We start from the raw sequence: 25,006 nt of genomic DNA, 5'->3' as shown, positions 1-25,006 counted from the left end.
GCGTTATGTCCGGGACTACAACCCACCGATTTCCAGGACCAGTTGCAGTATTTCGTCCAGGCCTTCACCAGATTTCAGCGACGCAAAGACAAAAGGACGCGCTCCACGCATTTTTTGACTGTCGCGTTTCATCACCTCAAGCGACGCACCGACATAGGGCGCGAGGTCGGTTTTGTTTATAACCAGGATGTCGGATTTGGTGATTGCCGGGCCACCTTTGCGGGGGATTTCTTCTCCGGCGGCAACGTCAATGACATAAAGCGTAATATCGGCGAGCTCAGGGCTGAACGTCGCTGAAAGATTGTCACCGCCGGATTCAATCAGCACAACATCAAGGTCGGGGTGGCGCGAGACCAGATCGGCGATGGCTGCCAGATTGATCGAAGCGTCCTCGCGAATGGCGGTATGGGGGCAACCGCCGGTCTCAACGCCAATGATCCGGTCCCGGGGCAACACCTGCAGCCGCATCAGGGCTTCGGCGTCCTCCTGGGTGTAGATGTCATTGGTAATGACGCCGACCGAAAACCGGGCCCGCATGCTGCGGCACAAGGCTGCGGTAAGGGTGGTCTTGCCGGCGCCGACAGGGCCGCCGATGCCGATGCGCAGGGGTCCGTTTGGTGAAGTCATGAGCGGAACAGCCTTGAATATTGGGTTTCATGTTTCATCGATGCAATATCAGAAAGAAAGCAGCTTGCGCCAAGATCATCCAGGTTTTGCTGCAGCGCGCGCTCTGCCGTGCGCCTGCAGAGCGGTGCCAGGGCGACAATACACTTCTGACCGTCGGTCTGACCAATGGGGATGAGCCGGATCGCGGCGGATACAAGCGAATTGATAAACGCCTGTAAAAACATCTGTGCAGTAAGGTCGAGCGGCAGGCGTTGCGCCTGGGCCGCAGCCCCGACCGCAACAGGCAATGTCAGCCCGGGCAGGTCATGCAACCAGACGTCACTCACCGTGCGCACAAAGGCATCGCCCTGCTGCACTGTCTCCAGCAGGCGTTCTTTTGAAGGCGCCAACGCGCGGGCCAGAGTGTCAATTTCTGCCAGTTCGGCGGTATCCTGGGCGCGATGGGCTGCAGCCAGAAGCAGCAAATCATTGCGCCCAGCCCCATATTTGGTGACGGCTGACAGCCAGGCGCAAAGAGTGTCCGCGTCGCGGACGTCGCCGTTTTCAACCGACCACTCCAGCCCGTGGCTGTAGCTGAACGCGCCGATGGGAAAAGCGGGCGACAGCCACTGGGCCAGGGTCAGAACCGCGTCAGTGTGCATGGGAATGGGTGCGCCCGTGCCCGTAGGCGCCTCCTTCGGGACAAAAGGCTTCGGTCACGTCGCGCAGAGTCGCGCCTAGCAACGTCAGCATATCGTGGATCACATGATCGTTCTGAATCAGCAGCCGCGCGGGTTCGACCTGACAGGGGCAGTGCCGGTTGCCGATATGCCAGGCCAGCCGCACCAGATCTTCGCCGGTGATCTCCAGCAATTCTTCCTGCGCTGCCTCGACCGCGATCAGACACCCGTCCGTCAGTTCAAAGGCATCGCCGTGATTCAGCGACACGGTATGCGCCAGATCGACCAGAAATACCGTGCCCTCGACTGCAACCAGGCGTTTGCGGCGCAGGAAGCGTTCATCATAGGTCAGCACACAATGGTCAGCCGCGCCGGACCACTGCCCGGCACGCTGGATAGTATGGGAAGAAATAAGTGTCATCAGCCCCTCTCAGAACAGGAAATAGCGCTGTGCCATCGGCAGCACTTCAGCGGGTTCACAGGTCAGCAACTCGCCGTCGGCGCGCACCTCATAGGTTTCAGGGTCCACCTCGATATGAGGCGTGGCATTGTTCAGGATCAGATCCGCCTTGCCGATATTGCGGGTATTGCGCACCGCAACCGTTTGTTTGGCGAGCCCCAGCTTGCCCCGCACGTCATCCGCCTGGGCGGCCTCCGACACAAAGGTTACCGCAGACTGTTCAACGCTGCGCCCGTAGGCTCCGAACATCGGGCGGCTGTAGACGGGTTGCGGCGTCGGGATCGAAGCGTTGGGATCGCCCATCTGGGCGCTGACAATGGTGCCGGCCATCAGCACCATTTCAGGTTTCACCCCAAAAAACGCTGGATCCCACAGCACCAGATCGGCGCGCTTGCCCACTTCAATACTGCCGATTTCATGGGCGATGCCATGGGCGATTGCCGGGTTGATGGTATATTTAGCAATATAACGGCGCACCCGGAAGTTGTCGTTGTCGCCGGTTTCCTCGGAAAGGCGGCCACGTTGTTTGCGCATTTTGTCGGCGGTCTGCCAGGTGCGGATCAGCACTTCACCGACGCGACCCATGGCCTGGCTGTCCGAGGCAATGATCGAAAACGCGCCCATATCATGCAGAATATCTTCGGCTGCAATGGTTTCGCGACGGATGCGACTTTCGGCAAATGCCACATCCTCGGGGATCGATTTGTCGAGGTGGTGACAGACCATCAGCATATCAAGATGCTCTTCAATCGTGTTCACCGTAAAGGGACGGGTCGGGTTGGTTGAGCTGGGCAAGACATAGTCTTCGCCGCATATTTTGATGATATCCGGCGCGTGACCGCCGCCGGCGCCTTCGGTGTGAAAGGCGTGGATGGTGCGGCCTTTCATTGCCTTGATCGTGTGCTCGACAAAACCGGATTCATTCAGGGTGTCGGTGTGGATCATCACTTGCACATCCATCTGATCGGCCACATCCAGACAGCAGTCGATCGCCGCCGGACTGGTGCCCCAGTCCTCGTGCAGCTTTAGCGCACAGGCCCCCGCCAGTACTTGTTCTTCCAGCGCTGCGGGCAGGCTGGCATTGCCTTTGCCGGCAAAAGCAAGGTTCATCGGAAACGCGTCTGCCGCCTGCAGCATGCGCCCGATATGCCAGGGGCCGGGCGTGCAGGTGGTGGCCAGAGTACCCTGCGCCGGACCGGTGCCGCCGCCCAGCATCGTCGTCACACCAGAATGCAGCGCATCCTCCATTTGCTGGGGGCAGATGAAATGAATGTGGCTGTCAAACCCGCCAGCGGTCAGAATGCGGCCTTCGCCGGCAATAATTTCTGTGCCTGGGCCAATGATAATATCTACGCTTGGCTGGGTGTCAGGATTTCCCGCTTTGCCAATGGCATGGATGCGGCCATTGAACAGTGCGACATCGGCCTTGTAGACGCCAGAGTGATCCACGATCAGCGCATTGGTGATGACGGTGTCAACGGCGCCGGCAGCACGGGTGACCTGGGACTGGCCCATGCCGTCGCGAATGACTTTGCCGCCGCCGAATTTGACTTCTTCCCCATAGCGGGTCAGGTCGCGCTCCACTTCGATGATCAGGTCAGTATCGGCAAGACGCAGCTTGTCTCCCGTGGTGGGGCCATACATGGCGGCGTAATCGGCGCGGGAAATTTGTACGGCCATCAGAGGTCTCCCATGATGTCTTGATTGAAGCCAAAAATACGACGCCCACCCGACACCGGGATAAGCGACACGTCGCGGCGCTGACCCGGCTCAAAGCGCACGGCGGTGCCTGCTGCAATGTCCAGTCGCATCCCACGTGCTGCCAGCCGGTCAAACTCCAGCGCCGGATTGGCCTCGGCAAAATGATAATGGCTGCCGATCTGTATCGGCCGGTCACCGGTGTTGGCAACCATCAGGGTAATCGCAATGGCGCACACATTCAGTGTCAGCGTGCCCTCAGCGGGAAAGATTTCTCCGGGGATCATGCGCGGCTCCTAGCGGATGGGTTGGTGAACGGTGACAAGTTTGGTGCCGTCAGGGAACGTTGCCTCAACCTGCACCTCCGGGATCATTTCAGCTATGCCGTCCATACACTGGCTGCGCGAGATCACCTGCGCCCCTGCCTCCATCATATCGGCGACACTGCGCCCGTCGCGCGCGCCTTCGACCACCGCATCCGTGATCAGGGCAATGGCTTCGGGATAGTTCAACTGCACGCCCCGTTCCAGGCGCTTGCGCGCAACCACCGCCGCCATAGCAATCAGCAACTTGTCTTTTTCTCGGGGCGTAAGTTTCATCTAAAGAGTCCATGTTTTGGGAAGCGGGCCGTCGTGCAGAAGCTCGAGCACCGGGATCAGATCGCGCCGCAACAGGTAGCTGTCAGGTGCAAGAAAACGGGCAAACAGAACATCGGGACGGATAAGACTGGCGCCGCCGGTGCCCGGCATCAGAGCGCGCAGCGCAGGAAGACGGGCTTCTGCGTCCGGCGCGACATATATCACGATGGCCAGCGCGCGGGCGCCATTGGCAACCGCTGTCGCGGCAAGCTGCGATTCGACATCACCAGAAAGCCGGATCGCATCGGCAAAGATCAGCTCTTCATTCCGCGTGATACGCAGATCGTCGTGAAACAGGCTGTCCTGAAGCGTCTCGCCCATCGCGATGCGCCCAAACACAACCGGCTCTACAGCCAGGAATGTGGCGCCTGCAGCCATTGTGACATTCAGCCTGCGCTTCAGTGCGGAGCGATCAAATAAGATGGTTTCCTGCGGCAGCCAGTCCAGACGTGCGTTTGTTTCGATTGTCAGATCGGTGGTGACACGGGCGATCGTGCCGCTCTGCGCACGGTAGATGCGTTCGGCAGCCTGGGACGTCAGGGTCAGCCTGCTGTCGTGACCGGCGGTCGCCGACAGTGACATCCGGTCGCCGCCGGTCAGACCACCTGCTGTGTTCACAAATACGCTGGTAAGAGCGCGGTCACCGCTGCGCGGAAACAGGGCCCGGTAAGCGCCGGACTGACGAAGCGTATCGAGTGCAGATTTGTCAGCCTGCCGTTTGCTGCTGAGCCGCAATTCACCCTTTGCCCGCGGTTGCGCGGCTGGCATTTGGGCAGGACGCATATCTTGAACGAAAGTGATTGTTGCCTCCGGTGGCTGTGCTGTTTGTCGTTCCGGAGTGACGTAAATTCAGGGGAAACGCTCAGGAAAACAACGCCGCGGGCAGATGATAGCCGCTGATTGCCTGAAAAATAAGCGCCTGGACCGGTGGCGCACATATTTTAATCACGCAAGCGCAATTTTGGAAGTTGTCAGCTCGATTGCATTGTATCGGCGCTGCATTGCGGAGTTTGTAGGTCTTACCGGAAAGGACGCTTGCCATGCGAGCCGAGTGGAAGGTGTGTGACGACCCATTGACGTGGAAATCTGACGGGCCGCCACACGGTTGCAACATTGGATGTTGCAGGGTGTACATATGTGAATGGGCTTCTCGCTTCAAGTCCGCGCGACATGTGCCTCCCTGCAGGGAGAGTTTTCATGACTATTCTAAAAACTGCACTCGCGGGCACGCTGGCTTTAGGGGCATTGGGCTCTGCTGCCTTTGCCGAAAATGCAATCCGGATCGGTGTGCTTCATTCGTTGTCCGGCACTATGGCGATTTCAGAAACAACACTCAAAGACACGGTGTTGATGCTGATCGACGAGCAAAACGCCAAAGGGGGTGTGCTGGGCAAACAACTGGAAGCGGTTGTTGTTGACCCGGCCTCCGACTGGCCACTGTTCGCAGAAAAAGCCCGCGAACTGCTGACCGTCGAAGAGGTGGATGTAATTTTCGGTGGCTGGACATCAGTCAGCCGCAAATCAGTGCTTCCGGTGATCGAAGAACTGAACGGTCTGATGTTCTACCCGGTGCAATATGAGGGCGAAGAAAGCTCGCGCAACGTGTTTTACACTGGTGCGGCGCCAAATCAGCAGGCCATCCCGGCGACGGATTACTTTCTTGAGGAGCTGGGTGTCGAAAAATTCGCGCTGCTGGGCACCGATTATGTTTACCCGCGTACGACCAACAACATTCTCGAAAGCTATCTGTCGGACAAGGGCATTGCGGCCAAAGATATCTTTGTAAACTACACGCCATTTGGTCATTCCGACTGGTCCAAAATCGTAGCTGACGTGATTGCGCTGGGCGCTGACGGTAAAAAAGTTGGTGTCATTTCGACGATCAATGGTGATGCGAACATTGGCTTTTATAAAGAACTCGCCGCCGCCGGCGTGTCGGCAGATGATATCCCTGTGATCGCGTTTTCTGTCGGTGAAGAAGAGCTTTCGGGCCTTGATACATCAAACCTCGTCGGCCACCTCGCCGCCTGGAACTATTTCCAGTCCGCCGAAAGTGACCTGAATGATGCCTTTATCGCATCGTGGAAAGCACGCATGGGCGACGACCGCGTGACCAATGATCCGATGGAAGCAACCGTGATCGGCTTTAACATGTGGATCAAAGCTGTTGAGGCGGCCGGATCCACTGATGTCGATGCAGTACGCTCCCAAATGTACGGGCTTGAAGTGCCAAACCTGACCGGGGGCACTGCGGTGATGCTGCCAAACCACCACCTGGCAAAACCGGTTCTGATCGGTGAAATCCAGGCCGACGGCCAGTTCGATATCATCAGCCAGACCAGCGAAGTGGCTGGCGATGCATGGACAGATTTCCTGCCGGAATCGGCTGTTTTGAAATCCGACTGGGCCGGTCTGGACTGCGGGATGTACAACACTGTGACAAAATCCTGTGTGCAGACGCTCTCTAACTACTGATTGCGATCAGATCAGCACGTTACTCAGGAGGGGGCTGCAGTCCCCTCCTACCTAACCCAGGCAGGACTCATGCGGATAATTCTTGCGGCTTTGACCGCCATCATTTTGTTTGCGCAGGCGACAGCGGCGCAGCAACAGCCGGTTCAGGATCTTCTTCAGACGCATCGTGCGCTGATTGAAAAAAGTTCGCGCCGCACCATCGCCCCTGCCATCAACGCGCTGAGCAACAGCGGGCTGCCGCAGGCGCAGACGGTGCTGCAAAGCTGGCAGGCCAAGGAAATGTGGCAGCGCAAATCTGATGGTCTGTTCTTCCACACGGTCAAGGACGCCCGGGGTCAGACCCTGTTGTTAGATTTTGACAGCGGTGCAGAGGCCGGGACATTTGATCCCAAAACGATGAAACGGTTGAAACCAAACAGTGGCGTACGGGCAATGATCGCCACCTCGCTGGTGCGCTTCCAGTTGTCGGACCCGGACCCGGTGCAGCGGCGGGCGGCGCTGACGTCGGTTCAGCGCAACCCGGACGCGGCGCATCTGGCGCCTTTGCAGGCCTCGCTCGCAGGCGAGACGGATCCGGATATTTTGACTTTAAAACTGCACCTTACGCGTTTGCTCACGGTTACTTTTGACAGGGATGAGGCAAAACGAATTGAAGCCATCGGCCAACTGTCCGGTGCGACCTCTCTGGATGTCCGCGCCGCTCTGAACCCGCTGGTCGCCACCCGGCGCATCGTGGGGCCGAAATCTGAAACCGCCGGAATGAACCTCGCGCGCAGTCTGCGTCCTGGCAGTGAAGACCTGTCTGTCGAAGACGCCTACACCATGATGGTTACAGCGGAATTGGCCCCTCAACGGGTCACAGATGCCGGTAAATATACGGCTCTTCTGACCAATATCGACGCAGGCCGGGCCGGCGGCGTGCCGCTGACGCAGCTGAGCAGCCAGGACGCCCGCGACCAGGCCTATGACGCGCTTGTCGCTGCAGGCCTGGCAGCGGAATCTGTCGGCGAAGCAGAAATCGCGGCAGCAGTTGCCGGCTATAGCTTTGTTGATGTTTACCAGGACCCGTCACCGGCGGTGACCGCTGCTGCCACGAAAGCGCTTGATGCCATCGGGCTGAAGGTCGGGCTGTACCGGTTTGTCGACCTGACGCTTGATGCCATGTCTCTCGGATCAATTCTGTTTCTGGCAGCGATTGGCCTGGCCATCACATTTGGCGTGATGGGGGTGATCAACATGGCCCATGCGGAATTCATCATGATGGGGGCCTACACCGGCTATATCGTGCAGCAGTATATCACCAACTACACAGTCTCGATTATTGTCGCGCTGCCGCTGGCCTTTGCGGTGACATTTGCGGCCGGGGTTGCAATGGAACGGCTGGTCATACGGTGGCTGTATAACCGGCCGCTGGAAACATTGCTGGCGACATTTGGTATTTCGATTGCGCTGCAGCAGATCGCCAAAAACATCTTTGGCACCCAGGCCCGGCCGCTGACTTCGCCGGCATGGCTGGACGGGGCCTGGGTGCTGAACGATGTCGTATCCATCAGCTACATTCGCATCGCAATCTTTGTGCTGGCGATGATTTTTCTCGCTGTCTACCTGTTCATCATGAAACGCACCCGTTTTGGGCTGGAAACCCGGGCGGTGACGCAAAACCCGAAAATGGCGGCCAGCATGGGGATTAACCCGGCGCGGGTGAACATGCTGACCTTTGGCCTGGGCTCGGGCATTGCCGGCATTGCTGGTGTCGCCATCGGTCTGTTCGCAAAGGTCACGTCAGAACTCGGGAACGATTATATCGTGCAGAGTTTCATGACGGTGGTCGTCGGCGGCGTTGGCAACATCTGGGGCACGCTGGCCGGGGCAACTATGATCGGGTTTTTCCAGAAGGGTGTCGAATGGCTGAACCCCGGAAACACCCTGGCGGCGCAGACCTTTATGATCGTCTTCATCATCATTTTCATTCAGTTCAAACCCAGGGGCATTGTGGCGCTCAAGGGCCGTGCGGCAGGGGACTAAACCATGCAAAGAAGTTTTTTCTATCGCAACCCCAGCGTTCTGGTCTTTTTGGCCTGTCTGGCTGTTTTCACCCTGGTTGTCACCACATTGTCCGAAGGCGCCGGTGTCGGGCTGATTTCTACCTCTATGATCAAAACCCTTGGCAAGACGCTTTGCCTGAGCCTGGTTGCGGTCGCCATGGATCTGGTGTGGGGCTATTGCGGAATACTGTCGCTGGGGCATTTCGCCTTCTTTGGACTGGGCGGGTATATGATTGGCATGTGGCTGATGTATGAGCGCACCCGAGACGTGGTGTTTGCCTCACTGGCGAATGTGGAAATCCCACCGACGGATCAGGAAATAGTGGCAGCGATCGGAAATAAGATTTTCGGCGTCGTCGGCAGTAGCGACTTTCCCCTGATCTGGGCATTTTCACACAGCCTGCCGCTGCAACTGATGCTGGTGGTGCTGGTGCCAGGCCTGCTGGCGCTGATCTTTGGCTGGCTGGCCTTCCGCAGCCGGGTCACGGGCGTTTACCTGTCGATCCTGACCCAGGCGATGACACTGGCGCTGGCGCTCTACCTGTTTCAGAACGACAGCGGTCTGCGCGGCAACAACGGCCTGTCCGGCCTGCAGAATCTGCCCGGGGCCGAAGCCATCCCTCAAAGTGTGGTTTCGCTGTGGTTCCTGTGGGCCTCGGCGCTGGCGCTTGGCCTGGGATATCTGCTTGCCGCCTGGGTGGTGTCCGGAAAATTCGGTAGCGTGATCCGGGCGATCCGGGACGACGAGGCGCGGGTCAGATTTCTCGGCTATTCGGTTGAGAGTTACAAACTGTTCGTCTTTGTCCTGACCGCCGCCATCGCCGGTATCGCCGGTGCGCTCTATTATCCGCAGGCCGGCATTATCAATCCGGCAGAAGTCACGCCCATTGCTTCGATCTATCTTGCGGTCTGGGTGGCGATTGGCGGCCGGGGGCGGTTGTACGGCGCCGCGATCGGTGCAGCGTTCGTTTCGCTGGCTTCAACCTGGTTCACCGGCGGTCAGGTGCCCTCAGTGTTTCTGGGCTTTTACACCATCGACTGGGTGGACTGGTGGCAGGTTTTGCTCGGCCTGTCCTTTGTGCTGGTCACATTGTTTGCCCCCAAAGGGCTTGGCGGGCTGATTGATCTGTTTCTCGGCGTGGTCCGGCCCAACCGGCATGGGGCAGATCTTGGACCGGGCAAAGGATCACTGCAGGAAAGAGAGGCGACAAAATGAGTGCTTTGCTTGAGGTGTCCGGCGTCTCGGTCTCGTTTGACGGGTTCAAGGCGATCAACAATCTGTCCTTTCATATCGGTATGGCCGAAATGCGCGCGATCATCGGCCCCAACGGGGCCGGAAAAACGACGTTTATGGATATCATCACCGGTAAAACCCGCCCCGATGAGGGACGGGTGATCTGGGGGGAAAGATCCGTTTCTCTGCTGGCCATGAGCGAGGCAAAAATTGCGCAGGCCGGGGTCAGCCGGAAGTTCCAGCGCCCGACCGTGTTCGAGGATCAGACCGTGTTTGACAATCTGCTTCTTGCGCTCAAAAACGAGCGTTCCCCGATTGCGGCATTGTTTTACCGGCGGTCAAAACCGGATGACAACCGGGTCCGGGACGTCGCCGAAAAAATTGGGCTGGCCGACAGCCTGGCGCGCAAATCAGGTGAGCTTAGTCATGGTCAGAAACAATGGCTGGAGATCGGCATGCTGCTGGCTCAGGACCCGCTGCTGCTGCTGGTGGATGAACCTGCCGCGGGCATGACGCCCGAAGAGCGCGAGCATACCACCAACATCCTGGTTGAGGCGGCCAAGACCCGTGCCGTCATCGTGGTTGAACACGATATGGAATTTGTCCGGCGTCTGAACTGCAAAGTCACGGTGCTGCATGCCGGATCGGTTCTGGCCGAGGGCAGTCTGGATCATGTCACGAAAAATCAGGACGTCATTGATGTCTATCTGGGGCGCTGAGCAATGTTGAAAATTGAAAACCTGAATCTGCACTATGGCAGTTCGCAAATTTTGCATGACATATCGATGGGTGCGAAACTGGGTGAAATCACCTGTGTCATGGGCACAAACGGTGTTGGTAAAACCAGCCTGCTCAAAGCCATTTCGGGCAGCCACCCCAGGTCATCCGGAACGATTACCATTGACGGCCAGGTCATGGGCAAACCCAGCGCTCACGCGCTGGCCAGGCTGGGTGTCGGTTATGTGCCGCAGGGGCGCGATGTCTTTCCCTTGCTGAGTGTGAAAGAAAACCTGGAAACTGGTTTTGCCTGCCTGCCCGCCGCAGAGCGGTTTATTCCGGACGAGATCTACAATCTGTTTCCCGTGCTGAAAGAAATGCAGGCCCGGCGCGGGGGGGACTTGTCGGGTGGCCAGCAGCAGCAGCTTGCCATTGCCCGGGCGCTGATCACCAAGCCAAAACTGCTGTTGCTGGACGAGCCTACCGAGGGAATTCAGCCTAATATTATTCAACAGATCGGCAGGGTGATCTGCTATCTGCGTGACCTCGGCGAAATGGCAATTGTGCTGGTCGAACAATATTTCGACTTTGCCTATGAGAATTCCGACCAGTTCGTCGTGCTCCGGGGTGGTAAAACTGTCAGCTCCGGGACCAAAAAGGACATTTCCAGATCGCAGTTGCTGGAGGCGGTTTCTGTTTAGATCGCAATTCGTTAAACAGTGTTTTGCCGGCGGATACCGGAGCACCGGCCCGGAGTTCCCTTTGCAATCTCAGAAATGCAACAACAGAAGGGAGTTCTTACTGCAGACCATGTTTCACCCGGCATGAAGCCTACAGGGGGGGCAGGTAAGCATTTCCCGGCGCGGCGCGCAGCTGCAGTGGTCTTGTCGCGTAAAAATGCCGGGCTCTTTCGAGCGGTATTCGCAATGAAGGAGACAAGATATGGCCCCAGAATATCGCAACGCATTCATGCGTAAAGCAATTCGCGCCGAGTTGTAGCGGGCTGATTTCGTGGACATCGTCGTTAAGATCGGAACCAGCGAATGCATTTTCAATTTCCGTCTGACGTCTTCTGAAAACCGATTAACAGTACTCCTAAATACGCAAAGTCATGGTCTATTCAATTCTACGAAGTTCATAGATTCAAATTGATTTGCTGCGTGATGCGCGAATATCCGCAATCTGAACATTCCACTGGCCAAGGCGGCAAGTTTTACATGTCGGCAATGGACCGAGAGCAGCAGTTGGACTGATCCGAGTGAAGGTCTGGAACGTCCGCATCTTGTCAGTGGCTGCGGTGCTCAGGGGAATGCCCCCAAAGAACTCGAGGGCTAGTTGCCAGTGATCGCGAACTTTCGCTCCATGTCCCCGGATGTTGCATTCTCCATTGAGTTTTCTATTGCGGCTGACGTCATGATTTCCCCGACGATGAACGTCCTCGATTAGCCGCCGCTTGGGATTGAAACTGTCAAAATCCGGGCTGCATGTGTTTTGATTGAGCCCTTACTGATCAATGCTGCTGCTGCAGAAGTGGGTCAGTTTGGCGGGCTGTTTTCGTTCGCTGTGGCGGTATAAATGTCCGGTTTTGGCGCTTCCCGACACCTGGCAGCCGGAGGAATGGCAAAACCGGGCTTTCGCTGCGAGCGCAGGAAGCTTTGTATTTGCAATCTTGAGTGTTGCGGTTGCGGCTTATTTAGCGGGGCGCTGCTCCGTTTTGTAAACGTTCGCCGGCGCCTTTTGCAGCCTCGCGGATATTTCGGACGAACAATGTGACGTCGATTTCAGTTGCGATAAACGTCGCGCCAAGATCGCGGCAGGCCGTTTGCGTTTGGGGGTCCAGGGTCAGGATGCCGCCGGCTTTTCCCGCAGTAACGATTTTTCGTATGGCGCCCAATACGGTCTCTTTGACCTCTGCTGCACCGGCCTGACCGATATGGCCCATATCTGCGGCCAGATCAGATGGCCCCAAAAAGACACCATCAATGCCATCGCTCTTCAGAATTTCGTCCAGCGCTTCCATTCCTTTGCGGTTCTCAACCTGCACCAGCAGGCAGATTTCATCCCGCGCAGTTTGCAGGTAGTCGGGTATCGCGGCAAAGATTGATGCGCGCGCCAGTGCGGACCCAGCACCACGCACGCCATGCGGTGGATAGCCCCGGCCTCAGGGAGGGGCCGGAATACAGTGACGTAAAAGAAGTTTGGATGTCCGAAATTGAAATTCCTGCTTTTGGATCGTTTGCATATCGTGACATTTGTTGCGCCTAATGCCGTGTTCTTGCCCAGCCATCTTGGCTGACAAACCTCAGGAATTGCGCTCATAAAAGGAGACCTCATAATGCTCGAAGAAGCAAAAATACGCACCCGAAACCTTCAGACAAGAATGAAAGAGGTAGGTATCCGGAAGGCCCTTTTTACTGACGAAAGCTCGATCGCCTATCTGGCTGGGTTCTGGGGTTATCTGGGGATTGAATTCGGCCGTCCGTCGATGCTTGTGGTAGATGCGGATGAAGCGCCTGTCGTCATCACGCCGCTGATGGAATCTGAGATGGTCGGCGAAATGACCTGGGTGGAAGATGTCCGTGTTTGGGAAGACATTGGTCAGCGCACATGGGGTCGCGCTCTGGCGCAGGCACTGGGTGAAAAACCTTCGGAAATTTGGATCGAACGCGGCACAATCCCTGCAATTGTGCGCAATCATCTGGACGACACTTATCCCGGCGTGCCTCTCAAAGATATTTCGCCTGTATTGGGTGCAATGCGGATGGTCAAAACTCCGTTTGAAATCGGCATAATGAAAGAAGCGGGTCAAATTGCCTGCGCGATGATGGCCGCGGCGCACAACAGCCTGGCAGAGGGCGCACAAGAATATGAATCCGCGCTTGCTGTTATTGAAGCCGGATCACGTAAGGCTGCGACCTTCCTGACCGACAAGGGTTGGGATCGGTTTGTTTCACCGATGATCCACAACCTGCAAATTCTGCAAAGTGGCGCCGATGCTTCAATGGTGCACCGCCGCGCGAGTGTAAGGTCCTATCAGAAATTCGATCCGGTTTATTTCTGCTTCTGCAACATGGCTCAGTTCAAACAATACAAGCTGGGTTTCGACCGGATGTTCCACATCGGTGACGTGACTGATCAGGCGCGCGACGTGCAATTGACTGCGATTGAGGCCCAACAGGCGGCTATTGCAGCCATCCGCCCCGGTGTTTTAGCTGAGGATGTCGCGGCAGCGGCAAACGAAGTCTACCGTGAACGAGGCTATGAAACCGGCTATCGCACAGGAAGGTCGATCGGCGTGGCCTATCTGGAAGCACCTGAACTGAAAGAAGGTGATAAAACTGTGTTGCAACCCGGAATGACCTTTGCTGTTGACGGTGGCATTTCGGTGGAAGGCGTGACCGCCGGTCGGATTGGTGACTCAGTAGTCGTGACAGAAACCGGTGTGGACTATATCACCGATTATCCGCGCCAAATCCTGCTCAGCAAAGGATAGAGAATGACACGTGAACTGAATGTCGCTGTTGCACAAGTTCCTGCAGATCTTGGTGGTCCGCAGGCGCGCCTGGACTGGCTGACAGAAGCCCTAGTGGCCAAACGCATAAATCAGCCCGTCGATCTGTTGATCCTGCCGGAATTATTTCAGAGTGGCTATAATGTCGGTGCGCTTGTCTCAGATGTTGCAGAACCATGCGATGGACCTTTTGCCAGCAGCGTCGCCCTGTTGGCAAAGGCACATGGTACGGCGATCCTTTATGGCTATGCTGAACGGCAGGGAGAAACCTTGTTCAACAGTGCTCAGTGTATCGACAAATCTGGCAGAGTGATTGGTCGTCACCGTAAGCTTATTTTGCCGCCTGGCTTCGAAGGTGAACATTTTGCGCCCGGCAAAGCGTGTGAGCTATTTGCCCTGGGTGGCTTTAAGATTGCCGTTCTTATCTGTTTCGATGTGGAATTCCCGGAAAACCTGCGCCACGTCGCCCTGGCCGGTGCAGATTTGGTGGTGGTCCCAACGGCGCTTGGTGCGCAATGGGGTGTCGTCGCTGACAAAGTCGTTCCGACCCGCGCGTTCGAAAACGGTGTGTTTCTGACCTATGCTAATTACTGTGGGCAAGAGAATGGCGTAGGGTTTTATGGCGGCAGCTGCATCATAGCGCCAGATGGAGCAGAACTGGCACGCGCCGGGGCTGGCCCCGGGTTCCTGAGCGCACAGATCAAAAATTCTGCTGTTAAGGCGGCTCAGGAGCGGTTGCCATATCACACAGATCGCCTTTGTCTACCTTGGGTCGACTAGGTGGAAGGCATCAGTGTGTTTCGCCTCTTGATAATCGCTAAACACTTTTGAATGATGCCGGAGTTGCGCCTTGCGCAGTCTGGCGCCAGCTCAAAAATATCTGATATTGGCATAGATCAAATGTTCGCGTCCGGTGCCGTTTTTGCTGGTTTTGTGTCTGTAGCGTCGTACTGCTTCCGCTCGCCTTGCCGGAATTGATATCGCGACGCACCGAATTCTGCCATTCGAAGTCCCATTCCGAATGGCAGAATTATGTCCGCTCAGCAGTCGTTCGGGCAAAAGCGGAGCGAACAGCTGGTTAGAGCCCAAAGCCGAATGTTGTGTGAAACCCAGCATTGGTTACTTTGAGCGGAAAAACTGCTCTGCGCAGTGCGGGCAGCGTCATGCAAGAGTTTCATCGGAATTCTTCCGTTTCCGATTTTTTTCTCATATTCGCGTGGAAGTTTTCCATAGTGAACTCGATCTGTCCGCCGCTGGCCCAGTCGAACAGCGAACGCTTCACCTTGGCCAGCGGGCCTTCGTAGATGTGGATGGCGTGGCTCTGCTCCTCGCCTTCTGCCGTCACTGCATGGATCGGATCGGGACCGAGGCTGACAACTTCGCCTGCAGCAACCACACAGTTCTTGACGTGGCGGAGCCGATCCGGGTCACGGTGATAGAGAACCTCGACTTCGGCGCCGCGATAGACGGCAATATGCACGGGCATGCAATGCTCATGCGGCGGAAATACCACCTCGGTGTCAAAACGGCAGGTCCAGATCGAACAGGTCTCGTCCTCTAACATCATGACCTCATCGTCGTCCATGGCCGCGATTGCATCCGCCATGGCGTCTGAATTCGCCAGACTCTCCTGCAAAAGCGCGCAGAGGGCCGATTTAGGGTTTTCGGAGGCCGCCGCGACGCGTGCGCGTTCAACCAACTCGTCAAGAATGAATGGCGTCACTATGAGGTTTCTCCCATGGCCCAAATGTATCGATCTAGCTTCCCACAGACTTGGGCAGGATCACATAGAGAAAGCAATGCATCATTCGGTTTTGGGTCGGTTGAAACTTCTTGGCCAAAGGTCTGAAAAGTCCGCGCAGCAGGCATTGGTGCGGCACACAGCGAAGGACCGCTCTCCGCCCTTCTCGTCGAAATGTGTCTGGTGCAGCACGCTGTATTATCGGTTCGAACCGGACTTTCGCTGCGAGACCCGGGCCCGTGGTAGACTGTTGTGTCAACGTCGGGTTGTCGATGCGGATGAACGTCTATCGGACGGGAGTGCCGTTGGTCGATCAACGTTGCGTCCGACGGTACGCCAACGAATTGCCTTCTCTTTTTCCCCGAGCGAGTGAGTTGCAGTTCTGTGTAGCACCAATTCGGGCACCAATCCGCCCTCCACGGCTTCTCTGACAAGTGTCCCATACCTTTTCTTAGTTGGTATGGTTTCCCAATCAATACCCCAATGGCTCTTCATCGTGATTGGTTCGCCCCCTTCTTAAGCCGCCACCTTATCTCGCAGAGATTGAATTTGTTCTTGGTCCAAAGGCATAGCAATATGGCCCCTTTCAAAAATTATAGAATTTATGATTTCCAATAAAAACCTACCAACTATGATTCCTACCTAAGTATCAGACAGTTGCCAGACAAGACCAAAGGCTATCTCCATCGCAGAGACAGGTTCTTTGAGGGCGAAGGGGGACTGGACTAACTGACTAAGGGTCTGGGGAGAGGAAGGGGGGACACCGAGTAACGGGAGGTCTTGGAGGTCTCTTGTCTTCTGTCCCCTCTCCCACGACTTATACCTATTGAGCAGCACCCCTTCCCGGTACCTTCGGCATCCGTCCTTGACCTGAGCCCATCCAAGAAGAGATCATAACCCAGAGGATGCCCAGAGCTGCGCTACGGTCTAATACGGGAGTATGGGGGGTGAAGACGCCGGGGCAGAAAACGGGGCAGCCGATGAACGCACTGCGGCTGTGGTGCCCGTCAGGGTCAGTATTTGATTGTACCGGAGGAAAATGGCTGGGGTGGTAGGATTCGAACCTACGGTACACGCTACCAAAAAGCGTTGCCTTACCACTTGGCTACACCCCAACTCTGTGGCGGTAATTACGATGTGTGGCCGGGGTCCGCAAGAGACAAAATACAAAAAAACGTCACCGGGACCCGATTTTTTTCCCACCGGGATTTCCCGCCCGGTGGAGAGCCTGATTTAGCGCTCAGAAACTTTGATCGTAGTCGCCGACCAGCGGTTCTGTGCGGATCTCCGCGTCCAGATCGGCAAAGATTGCGCGCAGTTCAGCCTCGGATTCAGGGCTTTCGCAAACCACCACCAGATTGGGTGTGTTGGAGGAAGCGCGCACCAGGCCCCAGCCGCCATTGTCCAGAATCACCCGGGCACCGTTCACTGTGACCACGTCGGCGATTTTGCGTCCGCCAAGCGTTCCTCCGGCCTCATAGCGCGCGACCAGCCTGGCGACAATGCGCTCAAGTACTTGATATTTATCAGTATCGGCGCACCAGGGTGACAGGGTCGGCATCGACCAGGTACGCGGCAGCGCTTTGCGCAGATCGGACATTTTCATGTCCGGATTGCGGTCCATCAGCTTGCAAATCTCGACCGCCACCCGCATGGCACAGTCATAACCACGACCAATTTCACCGGCGAGGAAATAGTGACCGGACTTTTCAAAGCCCGCCAGCGCGCCCAGTTCGTGCACCCGGCGTTTCATATAGCTGTGGCCGGTTTTCCAGTAATCCGCCTTGATGCCGTATTTTTTCAACTCCGGATCGGACGCAAACAGCCCGGTGGATTTTACGTCGGCAACAATGGTGGAGCCGGGGTAAATCCTGGCCAGATCGCGTGCCATGATGACACCGACTTTGTCGGCAAAGATTTCTTCGCCCTCATCGTCCACCACACCGCAGCGGTCGCCGTCGCCGTCAAAACCAAGGGCGAAATCCGCGCCCGATGCCAGCACAGAGGCTGACATATCATGCAGCATTTCCATCGCTTCGGGGTTTGGATTGTAATGGGGGAAGGTGTAATCCAGCCGGTTGTGGCTGGGCACCACTTCTACGCCAATCCGTTCAAACAATTCCGGCGCAAAGGCCGCCGCGGTGCCATTGCCAGTGGCACAGACGACCTTGAGTTTGCGGCTCATTCGGAAGTCACCGACCAGATCGTCGAGATAGGCTTCTCTGATGCCGTCGACGCGCTCATAGCGGCCACCCGGGCGTTCCTGAGTGTCGCCATTCAGCACCATGTCGCGCAGCTCAGACATTTCCTCAGGCCCGTGGGTCAGCGGGCGCTGAAAGCCCATTTTCACCCCGGTCCAGCCGTTGGGATTGTGCGAAGCGGTGACCATGGCCACCGCGGGCGCATCCAGATGGAACTGGCTGAAATAGGCCATGGGCGACACCGCATTGCCGATGTCACGCACGTGAATGCCGGCCTGGATCAGCCCGATAATCAGGGCGTTTTTGATCGACAGCGAATAGTCGCGGTAATCATTGGCCACCACGATTACAGGCTCAACACCGCGCGCATGCATCTGACTGCCAATGCCAAGCCCCAGCGCGGTCATGCCCGGCAGGTTAATCTCATCCGGGTATTTCCAGCGCGCGTCATATTCACGAAACCCGGTCGGAGCAATCATCGGGTCGCGCAGGAAGGTCCAGGTGTTGGGCGTAACCGCGGGCAGGGGTTTGGGGGCTGTCATGACAAAATCCGTTTTTCTGTAAAATTTACAATCTGATCGGGTCGGCTTTGGCCAGGGTATCAAATGCCATCAGAGTTTTGATCAGCGCCGGCATCTGATCGAGGTGGATCATGTTGGGGCCGTCAGAGGGCGCATTGTCGGGGTCTTCGTGGGTCTCGATGAACACCGCGCCAATGCCAAGCGACACCGCCGCCCGTGCCAGAACCGGGGCAAATTCCCGCTGACCGCCGGAAGAGCCGCCAAGGCCGCCGGGCTGGGCCACCGCATGGGTGGCATCCATCACCACCGGATATCCGGTTTTGACCATTTCCGGCAACGAGCGCATGTCGGCGACAAGCGCATTATAGCCGAAGGAGACACCACGTTCTGTCAGAAGGATTTTGTCATTGCCGGTACTTTCGACTTTTTTGACCACATTGATCATATCCCAGGGCGCCAGAAACTGGCCCTTTTTGATATTCACCACCGCGCCGGAATTGCCGGCCGCCAGCAACAGGTCGGTCTGACGGCACAGAAATGCGGGAATCTGGATCACATCCACCGATTTCGCCGCGATAGCACATTGCTCGGGCGTGTGAATGTCGGTCAGCGTCGGCACATCAAGCGCGTCGCGCACCGCTTCCATCACCGCAAGGCCTTCCTCGATGCCCAGCCCGCGTTCGCCGGACAGGGAGGTGCGGTTGCCCTTGTCAAAGGAGCCTTTGAACACATATTGCGCGCCTGCTGCATCGCAGGCCTCTTTCATCTGGCCGGCGATCATCATTGCATGGTCGAGGCTTTCAAGCTGACAGGGGCCCGCGATGACGGTGAGGGGCTGGTCGTTGCCGACCATGAGGGAGCGGATGGGTACATTTTTCATTATGCAGATACCTGTTCACGTAGGACTGAGGCGGTAAGAGACGCCATGAGATAGATGCCGGAGAAGATCAGAAACGCCAGCAGGGTGTTTTCAAACTTCCGCGGCGAGGTGGCTTCATCAGGCGCGATCGGGCTTACGCCGACGGCGAGGAAACGGGTCTGGCGGTTGGCCTCAATACGGGCGGATTCGAGCTGTTGTAGCGCCTGCTGCATCAGCGCCTGACGCGTTTGCAGGTCCAGTTCGGCCATGCGCAGTTCGGAGCCGATCGAAGCCAGCGAGTTGGTCGTGCCACCGCCCACCGTCAGCTGTGCCCGCAGATTGGCGACCACCGCCTGAAGACGGCGGATATCGCCGCGCGCCCCTTCAACACGGGCCTGATTGGGCCGTGCATTGTCCAACAACTGATCGAGCGTCAGCTTCTTTTGCTGCAACTGGATTTCGAAGGTGGAAATCTGCGTCATGACGGCGGCAGATTCCGAGACCGGATCCAGCACGCCAAGTTGTTCCTGCAGTTGAAGCACTTTTCTCTGCGCGGCAATCATTTTGGCCTCTGCCGTGTCAAAACTGTCCTCGGCCCCAAGCATCTGATCGTCGCGTGACCGGGTTGTCAGCGTATCGACCCGCTCCTCGGCATATTTAATCAGGGCGCGGGAAAACTGCGCCGAGACAGCAGGGTCTGCGGCGGTCACTTCCATTTTAATAATGCCCTCGGTGGGATCATAGCCGATGGAGATGTTCTTGGAGAACAGTTTGTACGCAGCTTCATTGCTGGCATCTTCCGGCAGGCGCTGCAGCGCGTCAATCCGGCTTTGACTGAAATGGGCCTTAAAGCCAATATCGTCATTAAGGCGCAGCATCGCTTCGCGGGACTGAAGGTAGCTTTGCACGGTGATCGAATCCTGAGAATTGGCAAAGCCGGTGCCGGAGAACAACCCGCCCAGCGCGCTGGAACCGGCGCCTTCGGCTTTGTTGATCACAAATTCGGATTTTGTGGTGTAGAACGGTGTCGCAATCGCGTAATAGTAGATGCCGCTCAGCAGTGTCGGCAGGCCGACAAAAAACAGCAGCCGCAGCAGCAGAAAGACCGATTTGCGGCGGCGGCGGCGGGCAATGTCTGCCTGAATTTTTGCCACGGCTTCGGCGCGGGATTCTTTCTGAACCTGACGTGCATCGGCGACGGGCAGCTGTGGCCGCGTATAGGTTTGCGGCAGCTGAACCGGTTTTTCCGCCGTCTTTTCAGGCACAACCAGATCCAGCATCATCGCACGCTGAAACGGATCAATGCCTTTGGCCCGCAGCAGGCGGATTGCGTCAAAATCCGACGTTGCCGCAAGGTTGTATTTTTGTGCCACGCGGCGCGCCATGCGCAGCTGGCGCCCGGTCAGACCTTCTTTGCGGATGGCGGCGATATCGCGGTCAATGGTGGATTCGTCACCGGGGGTGACCTCGCCTGTGGCGACAGTTTCAGCCGCCTGCTCGGTGGCCTGCTCGGTGGCTTGGTCAGGGGCAGGGGCAGCCGCTTTGCGCTCTGCCGCGGCCGAGCCGGGGAACGCCGCGTCGCCAAAGCCGTCGGCGCCGTCATCATTGTCAAACAGACCCTCGGGGACCTGCGGCCGGGCCGCGCCAGAGGGGGCATCCGGTGTATTACCCGGCGTTGCAATCCTGTCGGGTGCAGCTGCGGTGGAAGCCGCCGTGGTCAGAGGGCTGCTTCTGCGGATGCGGAACCGTTTAGCTTTGGGCTTCGTAGTCATAGAACGCCTTTGCTTCCTCAAGAGTGTCAAACATATACAGTTGGCCGTCGAGCAGCACCGCAGCGGAGCGGCAGAATTTTTCCAGCGTTTTGGCCTGATGGGAGACCACAACAAGGGTGGTGGATTCCAGCCGTTCCCGCATAATGTCGCCGGCCTTTTTGTTGAACTCAACATCTGCGGTTGAGGGCATGCCCTCGTCAATCAGGTACATATCGAAATCAAGCGCCAGCAACAGGGCAAAGTTCAGCCGGGCCTTCATTCCGCCGGAATAGGTGCCGACCGGCATGTCAAAATATTCTTCGATCCCCACCAGCCAACGGCAGAACGCCTCGACATAATCCGGATCAAGCCCGTAGAGCTGAGCGATAAAACGCACGTTTTCCCGCGCCGTATGTTTGTTGTTCAGCCCGCCCATAAACCCGAGCGGAAAAGAGATGCGGCAGTCGCGCCGGATGTGGCCTTCGTCCGGTTTTTCCAGTCCCGCCATCATGTTAATAATGGTGGTTTTGCCGGTGCCGTTGCGGGCCAGAATACCCAACGAATTTCCAATCTCAATCGAAAAGCTGGCCCGATCAAGGATCACCTTTCTCTGTTTGCCCGTCCAGAAGGACTTGCTGACATTGTCAAATTTGAGCATGCGCGCGCCCCGGCTCTGCAGATTTCGCCTGTGAAGTCCTTAACAGACTTTGATTAACAATAGCCCTAAAGGTTTATTCTGGCCACAATAAGGCTGGGCAATCTCTGCCCCGGGCGGAAAATACCACAACATTTGCTGATGCAGGGCAAAAAAAGACCGGCGGCCGCCTCCGGGTCGGGAAACAGCCGCCGGTTTACCGTCGTGCTCAGACGTGTTGTTTCTGTACCCGGCACAGCTTGCCGGCGATGACCGATGTGATCACCGCACCAAAGGAGAACACCGCCCCCATCTTGGCGGCTGCCTGGACTTCTATGCCACCCAGCATGGTGCCGCTTTCAAACGCCACCGAGGCCACGAACAGGGACACCGTAAAGCCGATCGCGGCAACACAGCCAATCACCACAAGGTCCACAGTCCGCATGCCAGCGGGCAGGCCAAGCCGCAGGATATTGGCAGCAAAAGCGCCAAAGATCAGAATGCCAAGCGGTTTGCCGATCAGCAATCCTCCGAGCACCAGCCAGGTCGGGGAGCCGATCGAGGAGAATTGCACCCCGGCATTGAACAGGCCAAAGAAGAACAGGATGATTTCAACCGGGTGTGCCAGCAGGTGTTCAATCCGGTTGAGCAGGTCTTTGAGATGTTTTTCCGCTTCGGAGAAAATGCCAAAAGCACGGTCGGCATGGGGGATGGTCGGCACGATCGGCAACAGGCCCAGAGCGGGCGCGATGCCCGCCTGTTCAAAACCGTACCAGCTTATGGCTCCGGCTGCCAAGTAGGGCAGGAAATGCAGCTTGTTGCGCACCCAGGTGGACACCGGCCGCAGCTCATTGCCCGCATCAAGCCGGCGCGGCAGGTAGTTGAACAGCACGTACACGGCAATGGCAGCGCCAAAGGAGACGGCCAGCCAGCTCAGCGACAGCGGCACCAGAGGGTCCGGGTAGAACACCGCCAGAATGATCAGCCCGATCGCGTCATCGGCAATTGCCAGCAACAGCAGGAAGCGCACCGCCGGGTGGCCGGCACCAAAGACAAAACGACCGACCAGATAGGAAAACGCAATGTCGGTTGCGGTTGGGATCGCCCAGCCGCGTGCAACAGCGTCATAGGTGTCGGAGCCCAGAAAATAAGCAAGCCCGAGATAGACCGCGACCGGGCCAATCATACCACCGGCAGTGGCGACCAGAGGCGTGGCCGCCTTTTTGCCGCGCAGCGAGCCATTTTTCAGGATCACAGCTTCCCAGACTTCTTTGCCAGCCATCGCAAAGAAGAAGGCCATCAAGACTTCATTGACCAGGTAATGCAGCGTCAGCTCCCGGGTCACTTCCCCGTTTTCGCCCATGACCGCAGCGCCGATAAAGAAGTCTTCAATCAGCACAGTCTCGATAAAGTGCTCGTAGCTGACTGGCGAAACATTGGCCCAGACCAGTGCAATTACCGCACCAAGTATAAGCAACAACGAATAATTGGTGATAAAGTTCCACACCCGATACATGGCGTTCTGTCTCCTGTCCCTGAATTATGCCCTCCAAGTAGTGTATGAGATGGTTACAGACAAGCACCGGAGCCGCCGGATTTGGTGTTTTCGGAACCGAGGGGGGATCCGCGCAACTCTTTCAGCCCGAATTGGCTTTTGAGCGCGGCACAGACACTCTAATCTGGAGCAGTGAATATTGATCCCACCGATCCTTCTGAGGCTATCCGCGCCTGCACACTCTGTGCGGACCGCTTTGCAGCCACCGCGAGCGCGCATCTGCCGCGCCCGGTGGTCTGGTTCCGCCCGGGTATACGCATCCTGGTGGCCGGTCAGGCCCCGGGGATGAAGGTATACAACTCCGGCCGCCCGTTTGACGACCGGTCCGGGCAGCGGTTGCGCGACTGGATGGGGCTGAGTGAAGCGCAGTTTTACGACCAGGACCGGGTGGCAGTGGTGCCGATGGCTTTTTGTTTTCCCGGTTATAATGAGCAGGGCGCCGATCTGCCGCCGCCGCCGGTCTGTGGCCGGACCTGGCATGCGCGGGTGATGGCGCATCTGGGCGATATTCCGCTGAAGCTGATCATCGGCGGCGCGGCACAGCGCTGGCACCTGGGGACGCGCGCGGGTGTCACCGCAACAACAGCGGCCTGGCGCGAACATCTGCCCGGCGTCTTTCCCTTGCCACATCCGTCCTGGCGCAATACCGGATGGATCAGAAAAAACCCCTGGTTTGAAACCGACCTGCTTCCCGTGTTGCGGGCAGAGGTGCAAAAGGTGCTGAACACATGACTGAGCTGACCCCACATGAGCTGACCCCGCTTGACGTGGCCCATGCCGCGATGGAGGCCGCTGCGCAGGACGATTCCGCGCGGTTGCGCTTTTACGAACGTCTGGCGGATGGCGAGCTGTTCATGCTGTTGGAGGAAGAATCAGCCGGTGATCAGATCAAACCGCGCATCTTCCCGGTGGCGGGGGACGAATATGTGCTGGTGTTTGACCGCGAAGACCGGCTGGCAGAATTTGTCGGGGCCAGCGCGCCCTATGTGGCGCTTTCAGGCCGGCTGATTGCCGATATGCTGGCGGGGCAGGGCTTTGGCCTGGGGGTCAACCTGGGTGTGGCCCCGTCAGAAATTCTGATCCCGGCTCCGGCGGTGTCCTGGCTGGCCGACACGCTTGGCAATAAACCGGAACAGGTCGAAGCCCGCCCTGTTGAGGCCACCGCGCCGCGCGGCCTGCCGGAACGCCTGTTGCTGGCTCTGGACGGCAAACTCGCGCTGGCGGGCGGGCTGGCGCGCTTTGCATGGTTGTCGGGCATTACCTATGACGACGGGCGCCGCGGCCATATGCTGGCCTTTGTCGATGAAATGCCGGGGGCGCGTGACACTCTCGCCGGGCTGGTCAGCGAAGCGCTGACTTTTTCCGGCATTGACGCCGGTCAACTGGACGTTGGTTTTTTTACCGCCTCAGACCCGATCTGCGCCGCGCTGGCCAAAGTCGGTTTGCGTTTTGATCTGCCAGAACAGCCCGAAGCAGAAAACACCGCCCCTGCGGCTCCTGGCATGGATCCGTCCAAACCACCGGTGCTGCGTTAGTGCAACACCAGGTCTGACCTGCCTGGCCCCGGTGCGGGCGCAGCCCCGGTTCCGGAATTGTCGCAACACAGGCGCGTGCGCCGGCGTCGGTTCAAAACGCTACAAACATATAGAACTGCCAGTTTCTTTTTGGCTTAAATATCCA

General features: G+C 57.5%; 23 protein-coding genes and 1 tRNA gene. 9 read left to right on the top strand and 15 right to left on the bottom strand.

The window, feature by feature from the left end:
* Nucleotides 1–15 precede the first annotated feature (15 nt).
* From ureG to DWA01_RS10025, 7 genes are read right to left on the bottom strand one after another with little or no spacing between them, the layout of a single operon-like run.
* On the bottom strand, nt 16–627 hold the full coding sequence (gene ureG, locus DWA01_RS10055; RefSeq protein ID WP_114285712.1) for an urease accessory protein UreG: 612 nt from the start codon (nt 625–627) through the stop codon (nt 16–18).
* A complete protein-coding gene (locus DWA01_RS10050) occupies nt 624–1,268 on the bottom strand; it encodes an urease accessory protein UreF (RefSeq protein WP_114285711.1) in 645 nt (214 codons plus the stop codon). Before DWA01_RS10050 ends, ureG begins: the two co-directional genes overlap by 4 nt.
* Nucleotides 1,258–1,707, bottom strand: coding sequence for an urease accessory protein UreE (locus tag DWA01_RS10045; protein ID WP_114285710.1), 450 nt, complete (start codon nt 1,705–1,707; stop codon nt 1,258–1,260). Before DWA01_RS10045 ends, DWA01_RS10050 begins: the two co-directional genes overlap by 11 nt.
* 9 nt (nt 1,708–1,716) lie before the next feature.
* Complete coding sequence (gene ureC, locus DWA01_RS10040) at nt 1,717–3,426, bottom strand: urease subunit alpha (RefSeq protein ID WP_114285709.1); 1,710 nt, start codon at nt 3,424–3,426, stop codon at nt 1,717–1,719.
* Nucleotides 3,426–3,731, bottom strand: coding sequence for an urease subunit beta (locus DWA01_RS10035; protein ID WP_114285708.1), 306 nt, complete (start codon nt 3,729–3,731; stop codon nt 3,426–3,428). Before DWA01_RS10035 ends, ureC begins: the two co-directional genes overlap by 1 nt.
* Before the next feature lie 9 nt (nt 3,732–3,740).
* Nucleotides 3,741–4,043: an urease subunit gamma gene (locus tag DWA01_RS10030; RefSeq protein WP_114285707.1), complete on the bottom strand. Its 303-nt coding sequence runs from the start codon at nt 4,041–4,043 to the stop codon at nt 3,741–3,743.
* A complete protein-coding gene (locus DWA01_RS10025) occupies nt 4,044–4,850 on the bottom strand; it encodes an urease accessory protein UreD (protein ID WP_114285706.1) in 807 nt (268 codons plus the stop codon).
* A gap of 429 nt (nt 4,851–5,279) precedes the next feature.
* Here DWA01_RS10025 and urtA point away from each other — a divergent pair, with 429 nt between their 5' ends.
* The 5 genes from urtA to urtE all read left to right on the top strand — a co-directional run bounded on the left by urtA (nt 5,280) and on the right by urtE (nt 11,254).
* Complete coding sequence (urtA, locus tag DWA01_RS10020; protein ID WP_114285705.1) at nt 5,280–6,557, top strand: urea ABC transporter substrate-binding protein; 1,278 nt, start codon at nt 5,280–5,282, stop codon at nt 6,555–6,557.
* A 69-nt stretch (nt 6,558–6,626) separates the two neighbouring features.
* Nucleotides 6,627–8,582, top strand: coding sequence for an urea ABC transporter permease subunit UrtB (gene urtB, locus DWA01_RS10015; protein ID WP_114285704.1), 1,956 nt, complete (start codon nt 6,627–6,629; stop codon nt 8,580–8,582).
* A 3-nt stretch (nt 8,583–8,585) separates the two neighbouring features.
* Complete coding sequence (gene urtC / locus DWA01_RS10010; RefSeq protein ID WP_114285703.1) at nt 8,586–9,818, top strand: urea ABC transporter permease subunit UrtC; 1,233 nt, start codon at nt 8,586–8,588, stop codon at nt 9,816–9,818.
* Nucleotides 9,815–10,555: an urea ABC transporter ATP-binding protein UrtD gene (gene urtD, locus DWA01_RS10005; protein ID WP_114285702.1), complete on the top strand. Its 741-nt coding sequence runs from the start codon at nt 9,815–9,817 to the stop codon at nt 10,553–10,555. Before urtC ends, urtD begins: the two co-directional genes overlap by 4 nt.
* 3 nt (nt 10,556–10,558) lie before the next feature.
* Complete coding sequence (gene urtE / locus DWA01_RS10000) at nt 10,559–11,254, top strand: urea ABC transporter ATP-binding subunit UrtE (protein ID WP_114285701.1); 696 nt, start codon at nt 10,559–10,561, stop codon at nt 11,252–11,254.
* A 992-nt stretch (nt 11,255–12,246) separates the two neighbouring features.
* On the opposite strand, the gene DWA01_RS09995 is transcribed toward urtE, so the two are convergent.
* A complete protein-coding gene (locus DWA01_RS09995) occupies nt 12,247–12,690 on the bottom strand; it encodes an aldolase/citrate lyase family protein (protein ID WP_114285700.1) in 444 nt (147 codons plus the stop codon).
* Nucleotides 12,691–12,888: 198 nt separating this feature from the next.
* Here DWA01_RS09995 and DWA01_RS09990 point away from each other — a divergent pair, with 198 nt between their 5' ends.
* Both DWA01_RS09990 and DWA01_RS09985 read left to right on the top strand, forming a co-directional pair.
* Nucleotides 12,889–14,046, top strand: coding sequence for a M24 family metallopeptidase (locus tag DWA01_RS09990; protein ID WP_114285699.1), 1,158 nt, complete (start codon nt 12,889–12,891; stop codon nt 14,044–14,046).
* A gap of 3 nt (nt 14,047–14,049) precedes the next feature.
* The gene (locus DWA01_RS09985; protein WP_114285698.1) at nt 14,050–14,844 is read left to right on the top strand and encodes a carbon-nitrogen hydrolase family protein; all 795 of its coding nucleotides are present in this window, start codon (nt 14,050–14,052) and stop codon (nt 14,842–14,844) included.
* A gap of 394 nt (nt 14,845–15,238) precedes the next feature.
* On the opposite strand, the gene DWA01_RS09980 is transcribed toward DWA01_RS09985, so the two are convergent.
* The 7 genes from DWA01_RS09980 to DWA01_RS09950 all read right to left on the bottom strand — a co-directional run bounded on the left by DWA01_RS09980 (nt 15,239) and on the right by DWA01_RS09950 (nt 23,287).
* Nucleotides 15,239–15,787: a hypothetical protein gene (locus DWA01_RS09980; RefSeq protein ID WP_114285697.1), complete on the bottom strand. Its 549-nt coding sequence runs from the start codon at nt 15,785–15,787 to the stop codon at nt 15,239–15,241.
* Nucleotides 15,788–16,845: 1,058 nt separating this feature from the next.
* Nucleotides 16,846–16,920: transfer RNA gene (locus tag DWA01_RS09975), tRNA-Gln, on the bottom strand.
* 125 nt (nt 16,921–17,045) lie between these two features.
* On the bottom strand, nt 17,046–18,548 hold the full coding sequence (locus DWA01_RS09970; RefSeq protein WP_114285696.1) for a phosphomannomutase/phosphoglucomutase: 1,503 nt from the start codon (nt 18,546–18,548) through the stop codon (nt 17,046–17,048).
* 25 nt (nt 18,549–18,573) lie between these two features.
* Nucleotides 18,574–19,407 (bottom strand): 3-deoxy-8-phosphooctulonate synthase, encoded by an 834-nt coding sequence (gene kdsA / locus DWA01_RS09965; RefSeq protein WP_114285695.1) that lies wholly within the window; start codon nt 19,405–19,407, stop codon nt 18,574–18,576.
* Nucleotides 19,407–21,158: a KpsE/RkpR family capsule polysaccharide export protein gene (locus DWA01_RS09960; RefSeq protein WP_114285694.1), complete on the bottom strand. Its 1,752-nt coding sequence runs from the start codon at nt 21,156–21,158 to the stop codon at nt 19,407–19,409. Before DWA01_RS09960 ends, kdsA begins: the two co-directional genes overlap by 1 nt.
* Nucleotides 21,136–21,795 carry an ABC transporter ATP-binding protein gene (locus DWA01_RS09955; protein WP_114285693.1) on the bottom strand — a complete coding sequence of 220 codons (660 nt, stop codon included), beginning with the start codon at nt 21,793–21,795 and terminating at the stop codon, nt 21,136–21,138. The genes DWA01_RS09960 and DWA01_RS09955 overlap by 23 nt, the downstream gene beginning before the upstream one ends.
* Nucleotides 21,796–22,000: 205 nt before the next feature.
* A complete protein-coding gene (locus tag DWA01_RS09950; protein ID WP_114285692.1) occupies nt 22,001–23,287 on the bottom strand; it encodes a Na+/H+ antiporter NhaA in 1,287 nt (428 codons plus the stop codon).
* Between the two features lie 171 nt (nt 23,288–23,458).
* On the opposite strand from DWA01_RS09950, the gene DWA01_RS09945 reads away from it, so the two are divergent.
* Both DWA01_RS09945 and DWA01_RS09940 read left to right on the top strand, forming a co-directional pair.
* A complete protein-coding gene (locus tag DWA01_RS09945) occupies nt 23,459–24,058 on the top strand; it encodes a uracil-DNA glycosylase family protein (protein ID WP_235008503.1) in 600 nt (199 codons plus the stop codon).
* Nucleotides 24,055–24,861, top strand: coding sequence for an SseB family protein (locus DWA01_RS09940; protein WP_114285691.1), 807 nt, complete (start codon nt 24,055–24,057; stop codon nt 24,859–24,861). The genes DWA01_RS09945 and DWA01_RS09940 overlap by 4 nt, the downstream gene beginning before the upstream one ends.
* The last annotated feature ends 145 nt before the right edge of the window (nt 24,862–25,006 follow it).

The organism is Candidatus Halocynthiibacter alkanivorans (assembly GCF_003333265.1).
GTDB classification, from domain to species: domain Bacteria; phylum Pseudomonadota; class Alphaproteobacteria; order Rhodobacterales; family Rhodobacteraceae; genus Halocyntiibacter_A; species Halocyntiibacter_A alkanivorans.
Note: the sequence above shows the minus strand (reverse complement) of the source record. Positions and strands in the feature narration are given on the sequence as shown.